At 42.1% G+C, this 25842-nt stretch carries 17 protein-coding genes, 11 tRNA genes and 4 rRNA genes; all 32 read right to left on the bottom strand.

Annotated features, from left to right (window positions below; translation table 11 throughout):
• Positions 1–82: 82 nt before the first annotated feature.
• Positions 83–158 (bottom strand) — tRNA-Ala (locus tag MKY76_RS00710).
• 12 nt (positions 159–170) lie between these two features.
• Positions 171–247: transfer RNA gene (locus MKY76_RS00705), tRNA-Ile, on the bottom strand.
• 94 nt (positions 248–341) lie between these two features.
• Positions 342–1893: ribosomal RNA gene (locus MKY76_RS00700) — 16S ribosomal RNA — on the bottom strand.
• A 140-nt stretch (positions 1894–2033) separates the two neighbouring features.
• Positions 2034–2109, bottom strand: a tRNA-Ala gene (locus MKY76_RS00695).
• A gap of 19 nt (positions 2110–2128) precedes the next feature.
• Positions 2129–2205, bottom strand: a tRNA-Pro gene (locus MKY76_RS00690).
• A gap of 9 nt (positions 2206–2214) precedes the next feature.
• Positions 2215–2291, bottom strand: a tRNA-Arg gene (locus tag MKY76_RS00685).
• Positions 2292–2299: 8 nt separating this feature from the next.
• Positions 2300–2388 (bottom strand) — tRNA-Leu (locus tag MKY76_RS00680).
• Between the two features lie 5 nt (positions 2389–2393).
• Positions 2394–2468: transfer RNA gene (locus tag MKY76_RS00675), tRNA-Gly, on the bottom strand.
• A 36-nt stretch (positions 2469–2504) separates the two neighbouring features.
• Positions 2505–2589, bottom strand: a tRNA-Leu gene (locus tag MKY76_RS00670).
• Positions 2590–2606: 17 nt separating this feature from the next.
• A tRNA-Lys gene (locus tag MKY76_RS00665) sits at positions 2607–2682 on the bottom strand.
• Between the two features lie 7 nt (positions 2683–2689).
• A tRNA-Thr gene (locus tag MKY76_RS00660) sits at positions 2690–2765 on the bottom strand.
• 3 nt (positions 2766–2768) lie between these two features.
• Positions 2769–2844: transfer RNA gene (locus MKY76_RS00655), tRNA-Val, on the bottom strand.
• Between the two features lie 10 nt (positions 2845–2854).
• Positions 2855–2970: ribosomal RNA gene (gene rrf, locus MKY76_RS00650) — 5S ribosomal RNA — on the bottom strand.
• A gap of 114 nt (positions 2971–3084) precedes the next feature.
• Positions 3085–6012 (bottom strand): 23S ribosomal RNA (locus tag MKY76_RS00645).
• A gap of 181 nt (positions 6013–6193) precedes the next feature.
• Positions 6194–7745 (bottom strand): 16S ribosomal RNA (locus tag MKY76_RS00640).
• The 16S, 23S and 5S rRNA genes sit together here with 11 tRNA genes alongside, the layout of an rRNA operon.
• Before the next feature lie 694 nt (positions 7746–8439).
• Complete coding sequence (locus MKY76_RS00635) at positions 8440–8721, bottom strand: hypothetical protein (protein ID WP_048395308.1); 282 nt, start codon at positions 8719–8721, stop codon at positions 8440–8442.
• A 211-nt stretch (positions 8722–8932) separates the two neighbouring features.
• Positions 8933–10435 carry a lysine--tRNA ligase gene (lysS, locus tag MKY76_RS00630; RefSeq protein ID WP_175400778.1) on the bottom strand — a complete coding sequence of 501 codons (1503 nt, stop codon included), beginning with the start codon at positions 10433–10435 and terminating at the stop codon, positions 8933–8935.
• Between the two features lie 179 nt (positions 10436–10614).
• The gene (gene dusB / locus MKY76_RS00625) at positions 10615–11655 is read right to left on the bottom strand and encodes a tRNA dihydrouridine synthase DusB (protein ID WP_319839799.1); all 1041 of its coding nucleotides are present in this window, start codon (positions 11653–11655) and stop codon (positions 10615–10617) included.
• Between the two features lie 87 nt (positions 11656–11742).
• A complete protein-coding gene (folK, locus tag MKY76_RS00620) occupies positions 11743–12255 on the bottom strand; it encodes a 2-amino-4-hydroxy-6-hydroxymethyldihydropteridine diphosphokinase (protein WP_342557250.1) in 513 nt (170 codons plus the stop codon).
• The gene (gene folB, locus MKY76_RS00615) at positions 12255–12620 is read right to left on the bottom strand and encodes a dihydroneopterin aldolase (protein ID WP_004229125.1); all 366 of its coding nucleotides are present in this window, start codon (positions 12618–12620) and stop codon (positions 12255–12257) included. Before folB ends, folK begins: the two co-directional genes overlap by 1 nt.
• Entirely contained in the window at positions 12620–13474 is an 855-nt protein-coding gene (gene folP, locus MKY76_RS00610; RefSeq protein ID WP_112116970.1) for a dihydropteroate synthase, read from the bottom strand. Before folP ends, folB begins: the two co-directional genes overlap by 1 nt.
• A gap of 13 nt (positions 13475–13487) precedes the next feature.
• Positions 13488–14327, bottom strand: a complete 840-nt coding sequence (gene pabC / locus MKY76_RS00605) for an aminodeoxychorismate lyase (RefSeq protein WP_103117256.1) — start codon at positions 14325–14327, stop codon at positions 13488–13490.
• On the bottom strand, positions 14328–14909 hold the full coding sequence (gene pabA, locus MKY76_RS00600) for an aminodeoxychorismate/anthranilate synthase component II (protein WP_048395320.1): 582 nt from the start codon (positions 14907–14909) through the stop codon (positions 14328–14330).
• Positions 14906–16285, bottom strand: coding sequence for an aminodeoxychorismate synthase, component I (gene pabB, locus MKY76_RS00595; protein ID WP_342557882.1), 1380 nt, complete (start codon positions 16283–16285; stop codon positions 14906–14908). Before pabB ends, pabA begins: the two co-directional genes overlap by 4 nt.
• Positions 16286–16464: 179 nt before the next feature.
• Entirely contained in the window at positions 16465–17394 is a 930-nt protein-coding gene (gene cysK, locus MKY76_RS00590) for a cysteine synthase A (protein WP_259951240.1), read from the bottom strand.
• 248 nt (positions 17395–17642) lie between these two features.
• On the bottom strand, positions 17643–18614 hold the full coding sequence (locus MKY76_RS00585) for a peptidyl-prolyl cis-trans isomerase (protein ID WP_048395323.1): 972 nt from the start codon (positions 18612–18614) through the stop codon (positions 17643–17645).
• Positions 18598–19479 (bottom strand): Hsp33 family molecular chaperone HslO, encoded by an 882-nt coding sequence (hslO, locus tag MKY76_RS00580; protein ID WP_009373570.1) that lies wholly within the window; start codon positions 19477–19479, stop codon positions 18598–18600. Before hslO ends, MKY76_RS00585 begins: the two co-directional genes overlap by 17 nt.
• A 21-nt stretch (positions 19480–19500) precedes the next feature.
• A complete protein-coding gene (locus MKY76_RS00575; RefSeq protein ID WP_048395343.1) occupies positions 19501–20268 on the bottom strand; it encodes a type III pantothenate kinase in 768 nt (255 codons plus the stop codon).
• Between the two features lie 251 nt (positions 20269–20519).
• Positions 20520–21353, bottom strand: coding sequence for an aldo/keto reductase (locus MKY76_RS00570; RefSeq protein WP_081010921.1), 834 nt, complete (start codon positions 21351–21353; stop codon positions 20520–20522).
• A 153-nt stretch (positions 21354–21506) separates the two neighbouring features.
• Positions 21507–23534, bottom strand: coding sequence for an ATP-dependent zinc metalloprotease FtsH (ftsH, locus tag MKY76_RS00565; RefSeq protein ID WP_048395325.1), 2028 nt, complete (start codon positions 23532–23534; stop codon positions 21507–21509).
• A gap of 281 nt (positions 23535–23815) precedes the next feature.
• Positions 23816–24358, bottom strand: coding sequence for a hypoxanthine phosphoribosyltransferase (gene hpt, locus MKY76_RS00560; protein WP_004229145.1), 543 nt, complete (start codon positions 24356–24358; stop codon positions 23816–23818).
• 67 nt (positions 24359–24425) lie between these two features.
• Positions 24426–25832, bottom strand: a complete 1407-nt coding sequence (gene tilS / locus MKY76_RS00555) for a tRNA lysidine(34) synthetase TilS (protein ID WP_066038166.1) — start codon at positions 25830–25832, stop codon at positions 24426–24428.
• Between the last annotated feature and the right edge of the window lie 10 nt (positions 25833–25842).

The raw sequence follows: 25842 nt of genomic DNA, 5'->3' as shown, positions 1-25842 counted from the left end.
AAGCCTATAAAAAAACTTAAAAAATAAATGTGTTTGTTACAATTTCAATGTCGTTTTATCCAGTTTTCAAAGAACAAAAAAATGGTGGAGCCTAGCGGGATCGAACCGCTGACCTCCTGCGTGCAAGGCAGGCGCTCTCCCAGCTGAGCTAAGGCCCCAAGAGGTATATATGGTGGGCCTAAATGGACTCGAACCATCGACCTCACGCTTATCAGGCGTGCGCTCTAACCAGCTGAGCTATAGGCCCTCTTGGAAGTTTTATTGAATTTCATAAACCTTCAAAACTGAACGCAAAACGTAATCTTACAAACCCAAGGTTTGTATTCCGAAATAATCCTTAGAAAGGAGGTGATCCAGCCGCACCTTCCGATACGGCTACCTTGTTACGACTTCACCCCAATCATCTATCCCACCTTCGGCGGCTGGCTCCAAAAGGTTACCTCACCGACTTCGGGTGTTACAAACTCTCGTGGTGTGACGGGCGGTGTGTACAAGGCCCGGGAACGTATTCACCGCGGCATGCTGATCCGCGATTACTAGCGATTCCGGCTTCATGTAGGCGAGTTGCAGCCTACAATCCGAACTGAGAACGACTTTATCGGATTAGCTCCCTCTCGCGAGTTGGCAACCGTTTGTATCGTCCATTGTAGCACGTGTGTAGCCCAGGTCATAAGGGGCATGATGATTTGACGTCATCCCCACCTTCCTCCGGTTTGTCACCGGCAGTCACCTTAGAGTGCCCAACTAAATGATGGCAACTAAGATCAAGGGTTGCGCTCGTTGCGGGACTTAACCCAACATCTCACGACACGAGCTGACGACAACCATGCACCACCTGTCACCGTTGCCCCCGAAGGGGAAACTATATCTCTACAGTGGTCAACGGGATGTCAAGACCTGGTAAGGTTCTTCGCGTTGCTTCGAATTAAACCACATGCTCCACCGCTTGTGCGGGCCCCCGTCAATTCCTTTGAGTTTCAGTCTTGCGACCGTACTCCCCAGGCGGAGTGCTTAATGCGTTAGCTGCAGCACTAAGGGGCGGAAACCCCCTAACACTTAGCACTCATCGTTTACGGCGTGGACTACCAGGGTATCTAATCCTGTTTGCTCCCCACGCTTTCGCGCCTCAGCGTCAGTTACAGACCAGAAAGTCGCCTTCGCCACTGGTGTTCCTCCAAATCTCTACGCATTTCACCGCTACACTTGGAATTCCACTTTCCTCTTCTGCACTCAAGTCCCCCAGTTTCCAATGACCCTCCACGGTTGAGCCGTGGGCTTTCACATCAGACTTAAAGGACCGCCTGCGCGCGCTTTACGCCCAATAATTCCGGACAACGCTTGCCACCTACGTATTACCGCGGCTGCTGGCACGTAGTTAGCCGTGGCTTTCTAATAAGGTACCGTCAAGGTACAGCCAGTTACTACTGTACTTGTTCTTCCCTTACAACAGAGTTTTACGATCCGAAAACCTTCTTCACTCACGCGGCGTTGCTCCATCAGGCTTTCGCCCATTGTGGAAGATTCCCTACTGCTGCCTCCCGTAGGAGTCTGGGCCGTGTCTCAGTCCCAGTGTGGCCGATCACCCTCTCAGGTCGGCTACGCATCGTCGCCTTGGTGAGCCGTTACCTCACCAACTAGCTAATGCGCCGCGGGCCCATCCTATAGCGACAGCCGAAACCGTCTTTCAGTCTTTCACCATGAAGCAAAAGAGATTATTCGGTATTAGCCCCGGTTTCCCGGAGTTATCCCAAACTATAGGGTAGGTTGCCCACGTGTTACTCACCCGTCCGCCGCTAACGTCAAAGGAGCAAGCTCCTTTTCTGTTCGCTCGACTTGCATGTATTAGGCACGCCGCCAGCGTTCGTCCTGAGCCAGGATCAAACTCTCCATAAAAGAAATTTGATTAGCTCAAATTTTGCTGGCATCATGTTTGATGTCCAAAATTTTTGTTTTGTTCACTAGCAAAACTAGCTACTTAAAACTTTATTGATTACGTTTTGCTTGTTCAGTTTTCAAGGTTCATGTAATTGAATTGGTGGAGCCTAGCGGGATCGAACCGCTGACCTCCTGCGTGCAAGGCAGGCGCTCTCCCAGCTGAGCTAAGGCCCCATATTTTTATTTTAGGAAATGGTCGGGAAGACAGGATTCGAACCTGCGACCCCTTGGTCCCAAACCAAGTGCTCTACCAAGCTGAGCTACTTCCCGTTGTTCTTATGGCGCGCCCGACAGGAGTCGAACCCATAACCTTCTGATCCGTAGTCAGACGCTCTATCCAATTGAGCTACGGGCGCATTTAAAATGGTGCCGAGGACCGGAATCGAACCGGTACGGTAGTCACCTACCGCAGGATTTTAAGTCCTGTGCGTCTGCCAGTTCCGCCACCCCGGCACATTTGGAGCGGAAGACGAGGTTCGAACTCGCGACCCCCACCTTGGCAAGGTGGTGTTCTACCACTGAACTACTTCCGCATGTGCATAAGTTTTTTTATCTGGCAATTAAAATAATGGTGCGGGTGAAGGGAGTCGAACCCCCACGCCTTGCGGCGCTAGATCCTAAGTCTAGTGCGTCTGCCAATTCCGCCACACCCGCTTATTATTATTTATAAATGGTGAGCCATGAAGGACTCGAACCTTCGACCCTCTGATTAAAAGTCAGATGCTCTACCAACTGAGCTAATGGCTCGAAAAAATGGTGCCGGCTATAGGAATCGAACCCACGACCTACTGATTACAAGTCAGTTGCTCTACCTGCTGAGCTAAACCGGCATATGGTGGAGGATGACGGGCTCGAACTGCCGACCCTCTGCTTGTAAGGCAGATGCTCTCCCAGCTGAGCTAATCCTCCTGGGTATTATGCCTAGCGACGTCCTACTCTCACAGGGGGAAGCCCCCAACTACCATCGGCGCTAAAGAGCTTAACTTCCGTGTTCGGTATGGGAACGGGTGTGACCTCTTTGCCATCATCACTAGACTTATTAAAAGACAAGATTTATTATACCATATTTCAGTATAAATGCAAGCTTTTTTTAAACTTACTTGTTCTTTCAAAACTGAATAAACGGCGCATTGAATGTTTCAAACTTTTTTGGTTAAGTCCTCGATCGATTAGTATTCGTCAGCTCCATGTGTCACCACACTTCCACCTCGAACCTATCTACCTCATCGTCTTTGAGGGATCTTACTTACTTGCGTAATGGGAAATCTCATCTTGAGGGGGGCTTCATGCTTAGATGCTTTCAGCACTTATCCCGTCCACACATAGCTACCCAGCGATGCCTTTGGCAAGACAACTGGTACACCAGCGGTGTGTCCATCCCGGTCCTCTCGTACTAAGGACAGCTCCTCTCAAATTTCCTACGCCCACGACGGATAGGGACCGAACTGTCTCACGACGTTCTGAACCCAGCTCGCGTACCGCTTTAATGGGCGAACAGCCCAACCCTTGGGACCGACTACAGCCCCAGGATGCGATGAGCCGACATCGAGGTGCCAAACCTCCCCGTCGATGTGGACTCTTGGGGGAGATAAGCCTGTTATCCCCGGGGTAGCTTTTATCCGTTGAGCGATGGCCCTTCCATGCGGAACCACCGGATCACTAAGCCCGTCTTTCGACCCTGCTCGACTTGTAGGTCTCGCAGTCAAGCTCCCTTGTGCCTTTACACTCTACGAATGATTTCCAACCATTCTGAGGGAACCTTTGGGCGCCTCCGTTACCTTTTAGGAGGCGACCGCCCCAGTCAAACTGTCCGCCTGACACTGTCTCCTGCCCCGCTAAGGGGCATGGGTTAGAATTTCAATACAACCAGGGTAGTATCCCACCGACGCCTCCTTCGAAGCTGGCGCTCCGAGATCTCTGGCTCCTACCTATCCTGTACAAGTTGTACCAAAATTCAATATCAGGCTACAGTAAAGCTCCACGGGGTCTTTCCGTCCTGTCGCGGGTAACCTGCATCTTCACAGGTACTATAATTTCACCGAGTCTCTCGTTGAGACAGTGCCCAGATCGTTACGCCTTTCGTGCGGGTCGGAACTTACCCGACAAGGAATTTCGCTACCTTAGGACCGTTATAGTTACGGCCGCCGTTTACTGGGGCTTCAATTCGCAGCTTCGCTTGCGCTAACCACTCCTCTTAACCTTCCAGCACCGGGCAGGCGTCAGCCCCTATACGTCACCTTACGGTTTTGCAGAGACCTGTGTTTTTGCTAAACAGTCGCCTGGGCCTATTCACTGCGGCTCTCATGCGCTTGCACGCTCAAGAGCACCCCTTCTCCCGAAGTTACGGGGTCATTTTGCCGAGTTCCTTAACGAGAGTTCTCTCGCACACCTTAGGATTCTCTCCTCGACTACCTGTGTCGGTTTGCGGTACGGGCACCTCTCACCTCGATAGAGGCTTTTCTTGGCAGTGTGAAATCAGGAACTTCGTCCATACGGACTCGCCATCACAGCTCAACGTTACAGTGTGCGGATTTGCCTACACACACGCCTTACTGCTTGGACGCGCACAACCAACGGCGCGCTTACCCTATCCTACTGCGTCCCCCCATTTCTCAAACGGTGAGGAGGTGGTACAGGAATATCAACCTGTTGTCCATCGCCTACGCCTATCGGCCTCGGCTTAGGTCCCGACTAACCCTGAGCGGACGAGCCTTCCTCAGGAAACCTTAGTCATACGGTGGACGGGATTCTCACCCGTCTTTCGCTACTCATACCGGCATTCTCACTTCTAAGCGCTCCACCAGTCCTTCCGATCTGACTTCAACGCACTTAGAACGCTCTCCTACCACTGACATCGTAGATGTCAATCCACAGCTTCGGTGAATCGTTTAGCCCCGATACATTTTCGGCGCAGCGTCACTCGACCAGTGAGCTATTACGCACTCTTTAAATGATGGCTGCTTCTAAGCCAACATCCTGGTTGTCTGTGCAACGCCACATCCTTTTCCACTTAACGATTACTTTGGGACCTTAGCTGGTGGTCTGGGCTGTTTCCCTTTTGACTACGGATCTTATCACTCGCAGTCTGACTCCCGTGTATAAATATCTGGCATTCGGAGTTTGTCTGAATTCGGTAAACCGGGATGGCCCCCTAGTCCAAACAGTGCTCTACCTCCAGTATTCTCATCACGAGGCTAGCCCTAAAGCTATTTCGGAGAGAACCAGCTATCTCCAAGTTCGATTGGAATTTCTCCGCTACCCACACCTCATCCCCGCACTTTTCAACGTGCGTGGGTTCGGGCCTCCAGTAAGTGTTACCTCACCTTCACCCTGGACATGGGTAGATCACCTGGTTTCGGGTCTACGACCACGTACTATTTCGCCCTATTCAGACTCGCTTTCGCTGCGGCTCCGCCTTCTAAAGCTTAACCTCGCACGTAATCGTAACTCGCCGGTTCATTCTACAAAAGGCACGCTATCACCCATTAACGGGCTCTAACTACTTGTAGGCACACGGTTTCAGGATCTCTTTCACTCCCCTTCCGGGGTGCTTTTCACCTTTCCCTCACGGTACTGGTTCACTATCGGTCACTAGGTAGTATTTAGCCTTGGGAGATGGTCCTCCCGGATTCCGACGGAATTTCACGTGTTCCGCCGTACTCAGGATCCACTCAGGAGAGAACGAACTTTCGACTACAGGGCTTTTACCTGCTCTGGCGGACCTTTCCAAGTCGCTTCATCTAACTCGCTCTTTTGTAACTCCGTATAGAGTGTCCTACAACCCCAAGAGGCAAGCCTCTTGGTTTGGGCTCTTCCCGTTTCGCTCGCCGCTACTCAGGGAATCGATTTTTCTTTCTCTTCCTCCAGGTACTTAGATGTTTCAGTTCCCTGGGTCTGCCTTCAAGACGCTATGTATTCACGTCAAGATACTACGCGATTAAACGTAGTGGGTTCCCCCATTCGGAAATCTCCGGATCAAAGCTCACTTACAGCTCCCCGAAGCATATCGGTGTTAGTGCCGTCCTTCTTCGGCTCCTAGTGCCAAGGCATTCGCCGTGCGCCCTTAATAACTTAACCAAGTTATTAAGCCTATAAAAAACTTAAAAAATAAATGTGTTTGTTACAATTTCAATGTCGTTTTATCCAGTTTTCAAAGAACAAGTTTTGAAGTGTTTCATTCAGATAGAATAAACCTTCAAAACTGAACGCAAAACGTAATCTTACAAACCCAAGGTTTGTATTCCGAAATAATCCTTAGAAAGGAGGTGATCCAGCCGCACCTTCCGATACGGCTACCTTGTTACGACTTCACCCCAATCATCTATCCCACCTTCGGCGGCTGGCTCCAAAAGGTTACCTCACCGACTTCGGGTGTTACAAACTCTCGTGGTGTGACGGGCGGTGTGTACAAGGCCCGGGAACGTATTCACCGCGGCATGCTGATCCGCGATTACTAGCGATTCCGGCTTCATGTAGGCGAGTTGCAGCCTACAATCCGAACTGAGAACGACTTTATCGGATTAGCTCCCTCTCGCGAGTTGGCAACCGTTTGTATCGTCCATTGTAGCACGTGTGTAGCCCAGGTCATAAGGGGCATGATGATTTGACGTCATCCCCACCTTCCTCCGGTTTGTCACCGGCAGTCACCTTAGAGTGCCCAACTAAATGATGGCAACTAAGATCAAGGGTTGCGCTCGTTGCGGGACTTAACCCAACATCTCACGACACGAGCTGACGACAACCATGCACCACCTGTCACCGTTGCCCCCGAAGGGGAAACTATATCTCTACAGTGGTCAACGGGATGTCAAGACCTGGTAAGGTTCTTCGCGTTGCTTCGAATTAAACCACATGCTCCACCGCTTGTGCGGGCCCCCGTCAATTCCTTTGAGTTTCAGTCTTGCGACCGTACTCCCCAGGCGGAGTGCTTAATGCGTTAGCTGCAGCACTAAGGGGCGGAAACCCCCTAACACTTAGCACTCATCGTTTACGGCGTGGACTACCAGGGTATCTAATCCTGTTTGCTCCCCACGCTTTCGCGCCTCAGCGTCAGTTACAGACCAGAAAGTCGCCTTCGCCACTGGTGTTCCTCCAAATCTCTACGCATTTCACCGCTACACTTGGAATTCCACTTTCCTCTTCTGCACTCAAGTCCCCCAGTTTCCAATGACCCTCCACGGTTGAGCCGTGGGCTTTCACATCAGACTTAAAGGACCGCCTGCGCGCGCTTTACGCCCAATAATTCCGGACAACGCTTGCCACCTACGTATTACCGCGGCTGCTGGCACGTAGTTAGCCGTGGCTTTCTAATAAGGTACCGTCAAGGTACAGCCAGTTACTACTGTACTTGTTCTTCCCTTACAACAGAGTTTTACGATCCGAAAACCTTCTTCACTCACGCGGCGTTGCTCCATCAGGCTTTCGCCCATTGTGGAAGATTCCCTACTGCTGCCTCCCGTAGGAGTCTGGGCCGTGTCTCAGTCCCAGTGTGGCCGATCACCCTCTCAGGTCGGCTACGCATCGTCGCCTTGGTGAGCCGTTACCTCACCAACTAGCTAATGCGCCGCGGGCCCATCCTATAGCGACAGCCGAAACCGTCTTTCAGTCTTTCACCATGAAGCAAAAGAGATTATTCGGTATTAGCCCCGGTTTCCCGGAGTTATCCCAAACTATAGGGTAGGTTGCCCACGTGTTACTCACCCGTCCGCCGCTAACGTCAAAGGAGCAAGCTCCTTTTCTGTTCGCTCGACTTGCATGTATTAGGCACGCCGCCAGCGTTCGTCCTGAGCCAGGATCAAACTCTCCATAAAAGAAATTTGATTAGCTCAAATTTTGCTGGCATCATGTTTGATGTCCAAAATTTTTGTTTTGTTCACTAGCAAAACTAGCTACTTAAAACTTTATTGATTACGTTTTGCTTGTTCAGTTTTCAAGGTTCATTTAGCAACCATCTCTCGACAGCAACTTTTAAATTATAACATTTCTTCACTTTGTTGTCAACACTTTTTTTAAAATGTTTTTTCAAATCAGCGGAGACAACTTTTAAATTGTATTATAATCAATTATTCATGTCAACATCTTTTTTTCAAATTGTTTTTGAAGTTCAATGTTGTTAATTGCATCGTCTTAACGACAAGTAATAATTTATCACGTTAGAAAAAACTTCGCAAGTGTTTTTTATACAAAATCTAATTTAATTTAACAAACTTGCTTTAATAAGCAAATTTGTGTATTTACGAGAATCGTAAATCATAGTATCTTTCCTTATTTATTATTTGTTTTACTATACATCTCTTTCTATTAAATCTCAATATCTTAAATTAAAATACTACTTACTTTTCAAGTTAAATATAGCTCATAAAACTTAGTGTAAAATTACTTCCTAAATAAAACTACAAATCTAATTAGTTGTTTAGGTCAAAGAAGGTTTTTAAAAATTGCATTATGAAAATAAGCAGGCGCTAAAGTAGAAGTACTTTAGCGCCTGCTTATTTCTAATAGTCCCTATTTTATTTCATTACCTTGAGGGTCAACTATATTTAAGCACCACAAGAAGTTATCCCATGCAGAATACCAGCCACTAAAGATTTCAGAAGAATCGTCCCAACGAACATCAAATTTCTTATGGCCATCTATTTCTACTAAATATAAAGTAAGATTCTCGTCTTTTTTAGCAACGACTAATTTCATACCATGCTCGAGCTCTTCCTCCGTAAATGGAACATCAGAAACAGAACGTAATTGTGCCTGTTCAAATACTTGTTTGTTAATAATTTTGTAATTCATTATAAGCCCCCAATAAAATACTTCTTTTTATACTTATTGTATTTGATTTGAAAAACATAGAACTATAAAAGTATAACCTAAATATAATCTACGTTTAAACAACTTAATTTTTTTCATTGAGCAAAAAGAAGAGAACTCACCTATCCTGTGAATTCTCCTCTTAATTCATTGAATGCTCTTTAGCAGCTCTATAAAGAGCCTACGCAGTAATTTATTTTGTAATATGACGCATTGTTGGGAACAATAATACATCACGAATTGATGGTGAATTTGTTAGTAGCATAATTAAACGGTCAATACCTATACCTAAACCACCTGTTGGAGGCATACCGTATTCTAATGCTTCAATGAAATCATTGTCCATTTCATGTGCCTCATCATTACCTGCTTCTTTTTCTGCTAATTGTGCTTCAAAGCGTTGGCGTTGGTCGATAGGGTCATTTAACTCTGTGAAGGCATTGGCGTGCTCACGACGAACGATAAATAACTCAAAGCGATCTGTAAAACGCTCGTCCTCTGGATTTTTCTTTGCAAGAGGTGAGATTTCTACAGGGTGACCATATACAAATGTAGGCTGTACAAGCGTCTCTTCTACTTTCTGTTCGAAGAATTCATTGATAATATGACCTACTTCGTGAACATCCTTCACTTCAACTCCATGCTCTTTAGCAAGTGCTTGTGCTTGTTCTTTTGTCATCGGCTGCCAGAAGTCTACACCTGTTGCCTCTTTTACAGCGTCAACCATATGAACTCGTTTCCAGCCTACAGCAAGGTTGATTTCATCTTCACCATATTGAACAGAAGTTGTACCGAGAACTTCTTGAGCAACATGTGCAATAAGGTTTTCAGTTAGAGACATGATATCTTGATAATCAGCATATGCTTCATATAGTTCAATCATTGTAAATTCAGGGTTGTGGCGTGTAGAAATCCCTTCATTACGGAACACACGTCCGATCTCGTAAACTTTCTCTAAACCACCAACTATTAAACGTTTTAAATGCAATTCGATGGCAATTCGCATATATAATTCCATATCAAGGGCATTGTGATGCGTAATAAATGGACGAGCTGCTGCGCCACCTGCAATTGTGTGAAGCATTGGTGTTTCTACTTCTAAGTATCCAGCATTATCTAAATAATTTCGGATTGCACGAATAATTTTCGAACGCGTGATAAATGTCTTTTTGCTATCTTCGTTTGTCATTAAATCTAGATAACGTTGACGATAACGTTGCTCAACATCCTGTAAGCCGTGGAATTTCTCTGGCATAGGACGTAGCGCTTTTGTAAGGAATGTGAATTCCTCAGCCTTTACAGAAAGTTCTCCCACTTGTGTACGGAACACGTTACCACGCACACCCACGATATCTCCTAAATCAGCTTGTTTAAATAATTCATACGCTTCTTCGCCTACATGATCTTGACGAACATAAATTTGAATTTGACCATTTAAATCTTGAATATGTGCAAAGCCAGCTTTTCCTTTACCACGTTTCGTCATAATACGGCCCGCAATAATTACCTCTTGAAGGTTTTCCTCAAGCTGTTCTTTTGTTTGATCTGCAAATTGATCACGTACTTCTGTTGATAAATGTGTACGCTCAAAACGGCTTCCAAATGGGTCTTGTCCATTTTCTAGTATCGTTGTCATCTTTTGGCGTCTCACCAATAGTTGATCATTTAATTCTTCTATATTTGACACTTGTTTCACTCCTTAAGTAAATTGTCCGCGTTTACGTCCATAATATTTCTATTGTACACAATTTTAGTGCTGTAATCATCTGTTTCAATTTATTTTCAATCCAACACAAAATAATTAATAATTCTAAAAATTAAAAGTGCTGCTGAAAAGGCGCCTCTATCAAATTATAGAGACGCCCATAATAAAAACTATATCATTAATTCTTTAACTTCTGGAACAATTAATTTAGATTCGCTTTCTTCATACTCCTGTACAAGACTATTTAATAGTACCCGAAGTTCTGCCGCAGTTTCTGTTTGGTTAATAGCGTTGCGGGCCTTACCATTACCTCGAATTCCTTTTAAATACCATGATGCATGCTTGCGCATTTCCCGTACTGCAATTCCTTCCCCTTTTAATTGAAGAAGTCGTTCAAAGTGCAGTAAACATACGTCCATTTTTTCTCGTACACTTGGCTCTTCTTTTAATTCACCAGTTGCTAGGTATTGAACCGTACGATAGATCATCCATGGATTACCTAAAGCAGCACGTCCAATCATTACTGCATCTACACCTGTAGTTTCCAGCATACGTTTAGCATCTTGGGGTGTTTCCACGTCACCGTTACCAAGCACAGGGATGCTGACATTTTCCTTTACTTGACGAATATAATCCCAGTTCGCTTTACCCTCATACATTTGTACACGTGTACGACCATGAACTGCTACTGCAGCTGCACCTGCACGCTCAACAGCTTGAGCGTTTTCAATCGCAAAGATATGTTCTTCATCCCAACCAATACGCATTTTTACGCTAACAGGCTTTTTAACAGCATCCACAACAGCCGCTACCATCTCATATACTTTATTAGGATCAAGTAGTAAACGTGCTCCCGCTTCACATTTTATAATTTTATTAACAGGACACCCCATGTTGATATCAATAATATCAGCAGTCGTATTTTCATCCACATATTTCGCTGCTTCCACTAAGGTTTCTTTATCTCCACCAAAGATTTGCAGTGAAAGAGGATTTTCACGTTCATCGATATAAAGCATACCTAATGTTTTTTCATTTTTTTGGACAATGCCCTTATCACTAATCATTTCAGCGTATACGAGACCTGCCCCAAACTCCTTAACCGTTAATCGGAAAGCAGAGTTACAAATCCCAGCCATTGGCGCTAATACTACTCGGTTGTCCATGACAATATCGCCAATTTGAAATGGCTTCTCTGTTGACTGACCCAACGTTTTTCTTCCTCCTCTATAGGCTTTACCTATTTTCTCTATCTATCGTTAATGCTATACGCTGATAAATCATACCTATACAAATACTTAATTCACCGCTGACGGCTCATTAAAGTGGTTCCAGAAGATTACACCTTCCTTTTCACAATCCATTTGCCGTAACAGATCATGCGCTTGTTGTAGCTGTTCATCGAAAGGTGATGGTGTGATCTCTACAAGTGGTACTAGGACGAACGCTCGCTCGTACATTCTTGGATGAGGAACAATTAAGTTCTCCGTTTCAATATTCTCTTGATTGTAAAGTAAAATGTCAAGATCAATAACTCTTGGGCCCCAGCGGAATTCTCTTACACGCCCTAATTCCCGTTCGATTTCTTGGCAAATATTCAACATCTCAACAGACGATATAGCTGTTTTTAGATGAACAGCTATATTTAAAAAATCTGCCTGATCCGTATAACCTACAGCAGCTGTTTCAAAAACAGATGAAACACGAATCAACTCTAGTTCCTTCTTTTCTTTTAAAAGGTCTACTGCATGCTGAAGATTCTCATATCTCTCCCCCATATTTGTTCCGATAGATAAATAGACATCCTTCATTAGAAATCCCCCCTCGTAACCTCAACAGAGACTTCTTTATAATAACCATGAATAGGTGGGTCTGGTTTAATAAGCTCTACACGAACTCCTTTTACTTTATCAGGATAGGTTGCTAAAATCACATTTGCTATTTTCACAACAAGAGCCTCAATAAGCTTAAACGGTTCACCCTCTACAATATCCCGACATAACGCATATACCTCTGCATAATTTACGGTATAAGAAAGATCATCCGTTTCACCGGCTTTTGTCATGTCTACTGCAAGCGAAACATTTGCTCGAAAGCGTTGGCCTAGAGTGGTTTCAGCTGCTAATACACCATGATAACCATAAAACTGCATGTCCTTTAAATGAATATAATCCATCACGCTTCCTCCTTAAACAAACGTTTACCCACTAATACATCCGTCATATACGTTGCCCGCGCCATTTCCTTTACATCATGAACTCTTATCATATGACAACCCTTTTCAATTCCATAAACCACTGTGGCGCTTGTCCCTTCCAGACGCTCCTCAACAGGTAAGTTCAAGACATTACCTATCATTGATTTACGTGATGTTGCTAATAATACGGGATAGCCCATAGCCACTAAATCCGATAAGTGTTGCATCATGGCTATATTTTGTGCAGTATTTTTAGCAAAGCCGATACCTGGGTCTAAGATGATATGATGATCGGGAACTCCCGCTCGCTGTGCAATGGCAATACTTTTTTCTAAATCTGCCTTTGCAGTCGTCCAAAAATCAACACCATAATCCATATTTTCACGGTTATGCATTAAAATGATTGGAACATGTAAGTCTGCAGCAACCTGAGCAATTTCTGGTTCTGCCTTTGCTCCCCAAATATCATTGATAATATGTGCGCCGGCTTCAATTGCGGCACGCGCCACACTTGCTTTATACGTATCAACTGAAATAATGACCTTTACTTCTTGTGCTAACGCTCGAATAACAGGAACGATGCGTGCAATTTCATCTTCATCTGAAATTCGTTCGTACCCAGGACGTGTAGACTCTCCACCTACATCGATAATTTTTGCTCCTTCAGCCACCATTTTTTTTGCTTGAGTAACTGCAGCCTCCACATTGTTATACTTTCCTCCATCAGAGAAGGAGTCCGGTGTAACATTTAGAATCCCCATAACAAATGTTTCTTGTCTATAGTCTAATGTAATACCATTAATCGTTAATGGTTTCGTATATTTTTCTAGCATGTAAACGCTCCTTCTATCCTCGTTCCACTTCTTGAACAAATGCGCTATGCAAAATGGAATAAATAGGTCCTTTATTGCCTAAAAATCGCTGGTTCGCCAAGCTACTAATAGGCACAAGTTCTTGTACTGAATTGGTAATGAAGCATTCCGTACTTTGTAGTAAATCCTCTTTTGTATAAAAGCCTTCCTGTACATCAAGGTTTAGCGCACTAGCCTTTTCTATAACCCATGCACGAATAATTCCTGGTAAAATACCTGTCTCCAAAGAAGGCGTATATAGTATATCATTTTTTATCCAAAATATATTTGATGTCACACCTTCAGCTACATAGCCTGATTCTGTTAAAAAGAAACCTTCTTGTTGAGCCAGTGATGGCATTTCAAAGCGACCAAGCACGTTATTGCCGTAATGGTGCGATTTAACACGAAATGCTTGTTCAGGTGTATTGCGTGGTATGGTAAGCCATTGTGCAAACTTTTCAGTACCACGCGGTGTGTCTTGAAGTTCCTTGCGAAAAATGATGGTATTAGGTTGTCTATATTCTGTTGGCTGTAATCCAATATTATGTTCACCCGCAGATACATTTAAACGGAAGTAACCATCCTGACCGCCAGCAAGTTGATTTAGTTGTTGCACAGCCTCAAGTAATACACTTTCAGGATAGTTTAAATGAATGTGATATTGTGATAAAGCATGCTGTAATCTTTCCATATGTGCTTCCCAGTAAAATACCTGACCACCATATGTTCGGAACGTTTCAAAAAATCCTAATCCATATAAAAATCCATGATCAAATGGCGAAATTCTCAGATCCTGGGCCGCCATATAGTTTCCGTTCATCCAGCACTGCATCTATTTCACTCCTTCTATATACATTTCTATAAATTGGCGAAGAAGTTGTTTCCCTTGCTCTGTCATAATGGATTCCGGATGATATTGTACACCCTCAATAGGATATTCCTTATGACGTAAACCCATAATTTCTCCTTCTTCTGTCCAAGCTGTTACTTCTAGACACGCTGGTAATGTCTCCTTTTCTACAATAAGAGAATGATAGCGAGTTGCTTGGAATGGATTTGGCATGCCTTTATGCAAACCCACTTCAGCATGCAGCACGGGTGATGTCTTCCCATGCATTAAACGTTCCGCTTGTATGACATGACCACCAAACACTTGTGCAAGCGCCTGATGTCCAAGACAAACTCCTAAAATCGGAATATTTCCCGCGAAATATTTAATAATGTTCAGGCTTTCCCCCGCCTCATTTGGACTACATGGCCCTGGAGAAATAACAATCATATCTGGCGAAAGTTGTTCTATTTCTTCTACTGTAATAACATCATTACGTTTTACTACTATGTCATGACCAAATTCACCCAAATATTGGACGATGTTATAAATAAATGAATCATAGTTATCGATCATCAAAATCATAATACTCGCTCCTCTGCCATTGCCTTTGCCTGCCACATTGCCTTCGCTTTATTTAAAGATTCCTGATACTCTCTTTCCGGAACAGAGTCAATGACAATGCCTGCTCCAGCTTGAATATGCGCAACCCCATCTTTTACAAACGCTGTACGGATTACAATATTAAACTCCATATCACCTGTAAAGCCTAGCCAGCCGATTGAGCCTGTATATAAACCACGTCGTACAGGCTCCAATTCTTCAATAATTTCCATAGTGCGAATTTTTGGCGCTCCTGTAATTGTCCCACCTGGGAACATCGCACGAATAACATCTGCATTCGTTTTACCTTCTGCTATTTCTCCACGCACATTCGAAACGATATGCATAACATGTGAATAGCGCTCAATGACCATAAACTCATCCACTTCCACTGTTCCATAGGTGGATACGCGTCCTAAATCATTGCGCTCTAAATCCACTAACATCACATGCTCAGCACGCTCTTTATCATTATCAATTAATTCTTGAGCCAACGCTAAATCTTCCTCTTCCGACTTCCCTCTTGGTCGAGTGCCAGCGATTGGTCTCGTCGACAACTCATTGCCTTGACGCTTGACTAGTAACTCTGGCGATCCAGAAACAACAGAAAAATCAGGTGCTTCAATATAAGCCATATATGGCGACGGATTAAACGCTCGTAGTGCCTCATAGACATCTAGTGAATTTGCATTGAGTTTCTTAGACTGACGAACAGATAAATTCACCTGAAAGACATCGCCTTGTGCGATATACGTTTGGATTTTTTTAACTGCTGCCTTGAAATCGCCGCCCGCAAATGAAACAAGCAACTCATTTTCATCATTCTTAACTTCTATAGCAGTTGTTTTCTCAAATTTGCGCGCGTCTAATCCAGCCTGTGCAGCAACCTGCCAGATGTTAGCCCATTCTTCCAAGTTAACCTCATTCTCTTCTAACTTCATAAGTGTCACTGTATTCGTTTTCACATCATGTACGGCCCAGCAATCAAAGATATAATAATAGATATCAGGCACTTGTAAATCATCTGTTGCCGTATTAGGAAGCTCCTCGATTTTACGAGCATAATCATACGACACAAATCCAATAGCCCCTCCCTGAAAAACAGGTAGCTCTGCATTATAAGAAACCTGATATTCCGCCACAAGCTCTTCCAGTAAGTCGAGGGACTCCCCTTGTAAAACTTCCTGTCTGCCGTTTCTCCAATTTACGAAAAGCCCACCCTCTACTGATCGTGCGGTAGCTAATGGATTCCACGCAGCTATTGAAAAATGTCCACCACGTCCACTCTCTAAAAACACATGCGCTTGCTGCGTCTCTGTCTGCCTTTTATAGCTATAAAAAAATGAATCTGCATCCATCGTTAATGTTTTTGTAAGTATTGTTTTCAAGTTATTTTTCCCCTTTAAACATATGATGTGATTCCATCTTAACTTGATTATTACATAGAAGCGAATGTTTTTATAATTTTCATAGTGCCCTAGTTTTCACACTAAAAAAGGGCCCCTTTATAAAGGAGCCCTTACATAAAAAAATTGAATTAGTCTTCAAATTGATATAAAGGTGTTGATAGATAACGTTCACCATTAGAAGGTACAATAGCAAGGACATTCGAACCCTTACCTAAACGTTTTGCCGCTTCAATTGCAGCATAGATTGCAGCACCAGATGAAATACCACATAGGATTCCTTCTTCACGTGCTACTTTACGTGCTACTTCAAAAGCAACCTCATTCTCAACAGGGAATACTGAAGAATAGACTTCTGTATCTAAAACTGCTGGTACAAATCCAGCGCCAATTCCTTGAATTTTATGAGGCCCTGGTTGACCACCAGAAAGAACTGGTGAATCCTTTGGTTCAACTGCAATGATTTCAATGTTTGGATACTTTTCTTTTAAGACCGCACCAGCACCAGTAATTGTACCACCAGTGCCGACACCAGCTACAAAAGCATCGAGTGCCAGGCCATCAAATGCTTCTACAATTTCTGGGCCTGTTGTTAAACGGTGAATTACCGCGTTCGCAGGATTTGTAAATTGTTGTGGTAGGAAGTAGCCATGTTCTTCAGATAGTTCTTCTGCTTTAGCAATTGCACCTTTCATACCTGCTGGACCAGGTGTTAATACAAGCTCTGCACCATAAGCACGTAATAAATTACGACGCTCTAAGCTCATAGTTTCTGGCATAACTAGAATGGCTTTATAACCTTTAGCAGCTGCAATCATTGCAAGACCAATACCTGTATTACCAGATGTCGGCTCAATAATCGTACCACCAGGTTTTAATGTCCCGTCTTTTTCCGCAGCTTCAATCATAGCTAAAGCTAGACGGTCTTTCACCGAGCTTCCCGGATTAAAATATTCTAATTTTACATACACAGTACCTTCATTTTCACTTGTTGCATGATTTAATTTTACAATTGGTGTTTTACCAACTAATTCAGCTACCGAGTTTGCTAATCTACTCATTTACTAATCCACTCCCAATCCCTACTATTTTTATAGGTTTTACTTATTTTGTATTTTATCAATTTTTCCATTCGATTGTCAATAAATAAAACTAATATTTTCAGAATATTTATCATTGCTATGAAAAGGAAAAATCTTATCCTCACTAAAGAAAAAGAACCTGCATTTATTGGGTAATTCACTACGAATGCCTGTAAGTTTGATCAGACTCATTTTACCCCGCAAAACCTGCAGACTCTCTTCATGTATTATTTTTCTTTTTTAGTCTCTCCATAATACCAAGTAGCATTAAATTCCGACCAAAATGCTTCTGGCGTAACAGATTGCGGTAATTGCTCTAAAGCTAATTCTCGCTCAATATGTTCTTTCACATCGTCATATGTAAAGGATTGTCCTTCTAATATCTCTTGTACTTGAACAATGCCATAATGACCATTATCTAACTTAAAGGCTTTACTTACCTCATCTGCCTTTAGTGATTTTACAGTATTAATAATTGCAGGGTCTACATTTTCCTGATTTTCTGTAAGGAAACCAATATCCCCTCCTAAACTCGCTGAAGCACTATCAACAGAAATTTCTCGTGCCAGCACTGTAAAATCAGAGCCATTTTTTAATTCACCCAGTGCCTCATCAGCAGCTTTTTTTGAATCGACCTCAATAAAATTCGTACGATAGCTTGTTTTTGTATTATATAAGCCTTGATTTTCCTCATAATACTTTTCAACGTTTTCTTCCTCTATCACTACATCTTTAGTGAGTACCTTATCCAATATAAGCTGTGATCGAATCTTTTGGCGTAGTTGCTCTGCCGAAAGATTTTGCATGGCTGTATCATACTTATCTTGAGCAGATCGCATTAACGCTAATTCAAGATCAATTTCTTTATCAGTAACTTTAATTTTATATGTTTTTGCGGCCTTTTCCATTACCGTTTCATTTACTAAATTTTGGAGTGTTTCTTTACCATATCGTTCTTCCATAGCAATCATCCACTCTTGGCGTGTGATAACATCCCCGTCAATGGCAGCGACTTGTTCGTCGCTACCAATTTCCTGACCTTTGTTCGGGATCAACCAACTAATGAACCATAATACATTTCCTAATAACAAAACGGCTATGACAGCTAAAGCAGGCTTTGTCTTTAAACGACGTTGCAATAAAGGAGTTTGGTTTGGTGTTACATTGGTTGAAGGTCGCCGATTACGCGTTGAGCTCATCGATAAACCCTTCTAGCTCATCTTTAGAAAAGCTATATGTCTCTAAGCAGAAGTGACATTGTGCCTCTGCACCGCCGTCCTCATCAATCATTTCTCTAATCTCTGCTGTTCCTAGACCTAAAATTGCCGCACCAAACCGCTCTTTTGAACATTGACATTTAAATTCAACTGGCATGGAATCTAAAATTTGTAGATGTCCATTTCCTAATACAGCTTCTAAAATTTGCTCTGGTGTAAAGCCTTTTTCAATCATTTTGGAAACAGGCTCTATTGTAGCAAGGTGTTGCTCAATTTCAGTTATCGTTTCTTCCTCACAACCTGGCATTAATTGAAGTATAAATCCGCCAGCTGCAAGAATAGTGTTGTCTGGATTAACTAATACGCCTAAACCTACAGATGATGGTACTTGCTCAGATGTAGCAAAATAATAAGTAAAATCTTCAGCAATTTCGCCTGAAACAATTGGTGTTTGTCCTGAAAACATATCTCTTAAACCAAGGTCTTTAACAATTGTAAGAGCACCTTCTGTTCCAACACCTGCTCGAACATCTAGCTTACCTTGCTCGTTTAAATCAAAGTGTACATGAGGGTTTGTCACAAATCCACGCACTTCTCCATGTGCATTACTATCAATTACCATTGGGCCAATTGGACCGTTGCCCTCAATTTTAATAGTGATTTTCTCTTCACCTTTTAGCATGGCTCCCATCATAACTGCCGCTGTCATTGAACGACCTAAAGCTGCTGATACAACTGGCCATGTATCGTGACGGCGTTGCACTTCTCCTACTGTGGCTGTTGTACGTGCTGCAAACACACGAACTTGTCCATTAAATCCTAAACCTCTTACTAAATAATCACTCATAAATGGAATGTCCCTCATTTCCTATTGGTTACGTTTATAGAGCTTATATAAACCCTTTAACGTTAAAAATGGATCTACAACATCTATAATTTGTGTCTCCCCTGCAATTAGATTTGCTAATCCACCTGTAGCAATAACTAATGGCTCCTCTTTACTTTGTGCTTTTATACGATTAACAATGCCCTCAACTTGCCCGACAAAGCCATAAAAAATTCCCGCCTGCATGGCAGAAACGGTCGTTTTCCCCACGATATGTGTAGGTCGAACGATTTCAATACGCGGCAATCTTGCAGCCTGTGTATAAAGAGCCTCTGTAGAAATAGTGATGCCTGGCGCAATAGCTCCACCCATGTAATCGCCCTTTTCGTTCAAATAACAATAGGTTGTTGCTGTCCCAAAATCAACTATGATACAAGGGGCCTTATATAAATCTAGAGCTGCTATGGCATTCACTATGCGATCAGACCCAACCTCACGAGGATTTTCGTATTTAATATTTAAACCTGTTTTCACACCTGGTCCTACTATCAATGGCTTTTTTCGAAAATACTTCTGGCACATCGCCTCTAGTGAAAACATAATTGGTGGCACAACTGAGGATATAATAATGCCTGTTATTTGTTCAAATGAAATGCCTGCATGATTAAAAAATGAAAGAACTTGCATGGCATATTCATCTTCTGTTTTATGAAGATCCGTCACCATACGCCAATGGAAGGCTAATTGATCGTTGTCATCATAGACACCTAATACAATATTGGAATTCCCTGCATCTAAAACTAAAATCAAGAATGACACCTCCCATGTCGTCATTGTAACTTTCACAATCCCCATATTACAATATTCTCTCTAACTGGAATGAGGATAAAACACTTTAGAAAATGATACCATACTTTTTATCTTGATTCAGCAGATGTTGTTTGTACTGGAGGGATAGTCTTAAGTACATCACCTTCTACTACAGGTGGAGATAAATACCTATACATGTTATCATCCTTCTTTAAAAAGAGGCCCCTTAAATATGGTAGCCTCTCTTACAATCATTTGAAATTAAATTTTTCTGGATCTGGACCACAACGTAGTCCATCGTTCATTGCATCTAACTGTGTCATTTCTTGCTCAGTTAACGTAAAATCAAAAACAGCTAGGTTTTCAGTCATACGTGCAGGTGTCATCGTTTTTGGAATCGTGACAACATCATGTTGCACATCATAGCGTAATACAATCTGTGCAGGCGTTTTGCCATATTTAGATGCTAGCTCTTGAATCAATGCCTCTTCCAGTAGAGAACCATTCATCAACGGAGACCATGCCTCTACCTGTATGCCCTTATCCTTACAGTAGGCACGTACTTCCTCCTGTATTAAATGCGGATGGAATTCAATTTGATTTATAACAGGGACGACAGTCGTTTCCTTCAAAAGGCTTTCCAAATGGTGTACGTGGAAATTACTAACACCAATTGAACGTACTCGACCATCTTGATAAATCTTTTCTAGTGCTTTATAAACTTCAATATAATTTTGGTCTATTCCAGGCCAATGTACTAAATATAAATCTAAATAGTCTAATCCTATTTTTTCTAGACTGCTGTCATATGCCGCAAGTGTTTCTTCATAGGAAAGTCCATCGTTCCAAACTTTTGATGTGATAAATAATTCTTCACGAGTTACCAAGCCTTCTTCAATGGCTGCTCGTATTCCTCGTCCAACACTTTCTTCGTTTCGATATACTTGTGCTGTATCAATACTACGATAGCCTTTTGCTATAGCTGTTTTGACTGCTTCAGCTAGGTCATCTCCTTCGGGTACTCGAAAGACACCATAACCAACCAAAGGCATTTTAAGACCATTATTCAATACAACATTTCCCACGCATATACACTCCTATCTTTTTTGGCTAACATCTCTCTAAATGGCAGAGTTGCATGCAGCTTGTCTTTTTTACTACTCTATCCTAATGCTTATTAGTAAGAAAAGGCAAAGAAAAAGACTGCTTACTGAACTAGTAAACAGTCTTCCCTATTTTTAATCACGTTTTTCATCGATACCCTTAGGTGCATCATTCGGTTCTTTACGTTCTTTTGCTAAATCCAAAGTTGTTGGATTTGACTCTTTACTTAGTAGCTCTTTTTCAACAACTGGTTCGCCAATAGTATCTAATGTAGGCTTTGCTTCAATCTTTGGAGTGTTCTCCTCAATTTTTTCTGCAGCCTCTGGTTCCGGTAACACACCGTGATCACGTAAATGCTCAATTTCTTGTGCATTTAATGTTTCTTTTTCCATTAGTGTATTGGCAATTAAATCAAGCAGGTGACGTTTTTCCGTAAGGATACGCTTAGTACGCTCATATTGTGTATCAATTATTTTTTGCATTTCTTTATCAATTTCATAGGCTATTGAATCAGAATAGTTCTGGTCAGAATTAAAGTCGCGGCCAAGGAATACATTACCACCTTGACTTGAACCAAATTGCATAGCTCCAAGATTCTCACTCATTCCGTATTCAGTAACCATAGCACGGGCAATGCTTGTAACCTTTTGGAAATCGTTATGTGCTCCAGTAGAAACTTCACCAAGAACAATTTCTTCAGCTACACGACCACCCAGAAGACCTGCAATACGATCTAAAAGCTCTTGCTTTGTCGTAAAGAAGCGCTCTTCCTTCGGTAACATAATCGCATATCCACCCGCTTGCCCACGAGGAACAATTGTTACTTTGTGTACTGTATCAGCCTCATCTAGCTCAAGACCAACGACTACGTGGCCGGCTTCATGGAAGGATACCAGTTTCTTCTCTTTCGCAGAATATACGCGACTGGCTTTTGCAGGACCAGCGATTACTCGGTCTGATGCTTCATCAATATCTGCCATATTTATAGTGCGCTTACTTTTTCGAGCCGCTACAAGCGCTGCTTCGTTTAGTAGATTTTCTAAATCCGCACCTGAGAAACCTGGCGTACGTTGAGCAACAGCTGCTAAATCAACTGTATCTGCTAAAGGCTTATTACGTGCATGTACTTTAAGAATTGCCTCACGTCCTTTTACATCAGGATGACCTACTGTAATTTGACGGTCAAAACGACCTGGACGTAATAATGCTTTATCTAAAATATCCGGGCGGTTTGTTGCGGCAATGATAATAATCCCTTCATTGGCACCAAAACCATCCATTTCAACTAATAACTGGTTTAATGTTTGTTCACGCTCATCATGGCCTCCACCGAGACCAGCACCACGTTGACGACCTACTGCATCAATCTCATCGATAAAGATGATACATGGAGCATTTTTCTTAGCATTTTCAAATAGATCTCGGACACGAGAAGCACCAACACCGACAAACATTTCAACGAAGTCAGAACCTGAGATAGAGAAGAATGGAACACCTGCTTCACCAGCTACTGCTCGTGCAAGTAATGTTTTACCTGTACCTGGAGGACCTACAAGTAAGATACCCTTTGGAATACGGGCACCAATTTCAGTGAATTTGCGGTGGTCTTTTAAGAATTCTACCACTTCAACAAGTTCTGCTTTCTCTTCATCAGCACCTGCTACATCTGTAAAACGCACTTTTTTCTTTTGATCATCATACAGTTTAGCTTTACTTTTACCAAAGCTCATCACTTTATTACCGCCACCCTGAGATTGACTCATTAGGAAGAAGAATAAGAAAATGATGATAATGAAAGGAATAATTCCTGTAAAGAATTGAATCCATCCACTTGTTTCTGGTGCTGCTAAAAAACTAATATTACTATTTTTATCCTTAGCAGCCTCATCGATGCGGTCCATTAAAGATTGGTTTTCACGAGGGATGTTTGTAGTAAAACTTTCCCCTTTTTCATACCCCTTCAGTGTTCCTTCAACGACGTAAACTGATTTATCAGGTTGAATTGTAGCACTTGTTATTTCTTTCTTATCTAGAGCTTCTTGAAACTCATGATAAGTTAATTCTTTCGTTGGTGAATTTCCACCATTGAAAGTACCAAAAATACCGATAATCACTAGGAAAATCAGTAGATAGAATATGGTATATCGAAATATTCGATTCATCTCCAGCCTCCTCATTACAAACAGAAAAATTATAAGTAAAATCTTAACATATCATGATTTCATCATACAACGAAAAGCCCTACTTAAAAAATGTTTCGTTCACTTATTGCCGTTATCACAACAGTTTTTAGGCCATCTTTATATGTCCCAGCGTAATTGTACCTGTTCCTCGGGCTCGATATAGCTAAACATTGTGTCAAGATTTTGAATTATGTTAAACATAACTAAAAATACGTGACTTGCGCTGGAGACCTTTACTTTTTATAGCTGGTCTTTTGTTCTTAGAAAGAATATACCTCAGGCTTTAAAATACCAATATAAGGTAAGTTACGATATTTTTCAGCGTAATCTAAGCCATATCCTACAACAAAGCCATCTGGCACTTCGAAACCAACATAGTCAGCAGATAAATTTACTTTTCGACCTGATGGTTTATCAAGTAATGTAACAATTTTAATGGACTTTGCTTTGCGATATTTAAATAAATCTACTAGATAGCTTAAAGTTAAACCACTATCAATAATGTCCTCGATAATTAATACGTCACGTCCCTCAACGCTTGTATTCAAATCCTTTAAAATCTTCACTTCACCAGATGACACAGTAGCATTACCATAGCTAGACACATCCATAAAATCAAGTTCGATGAAAGAATCGAAACGTTTCATTAGGTCTGTCATAAATGGCATTGCCCCTTTAAGTACGCCAACAGCTAATGGAAATGCATCTTTGTATTCCTCTGTTAATTGCGCGCCTAAGTCTGCAATTCTTTCTTGCAATTGTTCTTCTGTAATCATAATTTTTTCGATGTCGTTTTGTAACATATCGATTCCTCCTCGTGATGTATCAAAAAATCTTCACCCTATTTCGGTGAAATATTTTACAAAGACCTTAGTCTACGATGAGCACTGTATCATCGTTTGGTTGCGGAGTGGTTGAAAAAAATATTCCCATACGCACACCAATTACCGCTACCACCTCATCAGATTGAGAAATCAGTAACGGCCAGCTATTTCGCTCATTTAAAGGAATCTTTTCATCTATAAAAAGGCGAGATAAGCGTTTTGGCTGATCCATTCCTTTTAACAGCATTCTATCTCCATCCCTGCGTGCCCGAACATAAAACGGTAGGTGGAGTTTGCTAGCGTTAAAATAAAAAAGTTGTGCAGTATCCGTCAGCAATTCAGACGATAAATCATGCAAATTGACTACGCGTAAGCGCTCACCATTTGTCAGTGTTGTCCAGCCATTAGCAGTCGAAATAACCTGTTTCTCAGGAGAAGCTAGGCCTTCTAACGGCTCCTTTTTCTGAATCGTTAAATTTCCATAACGGCGAACTGCTAGAAAATCTTCAGGTAAGTGAATTTCAGCATACCCTGCTGTTGTATCACAAAGCTTTAAAATTGAAGTCAATAAGGCATAACTTTGTATCGTATTTGAATCTTTGTAAAGATAGTTTAATAGTATTAAAATGAGCCTCCTTTGTAAAGCAAGTGGTACCAATTGAAATGCCTCAATTTCCATGCGATATGTATTTTCATTATTTCTTATGATGATTTGGGAAAATACATCTTGGGCCAATGTCATTAAAAAGGTATCGTCTTCTTGCAATTGCTTTGTGAAATGGGTCACCTGTTCAGTCACTCGCGGATTCTCTGCCTCCAATAAAGGCACCACATGATGTCTAAAACGATTACGTACATAGGTATCTTTAGAATTGCTAGCATCTTCTCGATAATCTAAACCTTTTCTAAGTAAATATTCCCCTATTTCAGACTTTGTAACCGTTAAAAACGGACGAATTAATGATTTTCCTCCAAAAATTCTTTGAGGACGTATGCCCTGCATGCTATTCATTGTTGCATTTTTTGTAAGGGCCATTAATACTGACTCCAGTTGGTCATCCGCATGATGTGCAGTTACAAGCTTATTAGCATTTGTTTTTTGCAGAACTTCTTTGAAAAATTGATACCTTTCCCTACGACATATTAACTGTGTATTACCATTTTCCTGTGCCAATATTGTAGGTATTGGAATTTCCTTGGCATGTAAGTAAACATCATTAGCGTCACAATATTTTTGAACAAAAGCCCTATCCTCAGCAGAAGCTTCTCCTCTCAACATATGATCAACATGTACAGCTTCCACCTGAATGTTCCAATGCTCCTGTGTTTGAATAAAGTAATGAAGTAAAGCCATAGAGTCTATCCCACCCGAAACGGCGATGAGAAGATGGTCGCCTTGCTGTAATAATTGCTCTTCTTCTATAAATGTTTTGACCTTTAATTCAAATGACAAACGCTTCTCC

Source organism: Lysinibacillus sp. FSL P4-0201, from assembly GCF_038593425.1.
Classification (GTDB): Bacteria; Bacillota; Bacilli; order Bacillales_A; family Planococcaceae; genus Lysinibacillus; species Lysinibacillus capsici.
The sequence above is the reverse complement of the archived record's forward strand: the minus strand, read 5'-3'. Positions and strand labels throughout refer to the sequence as shown.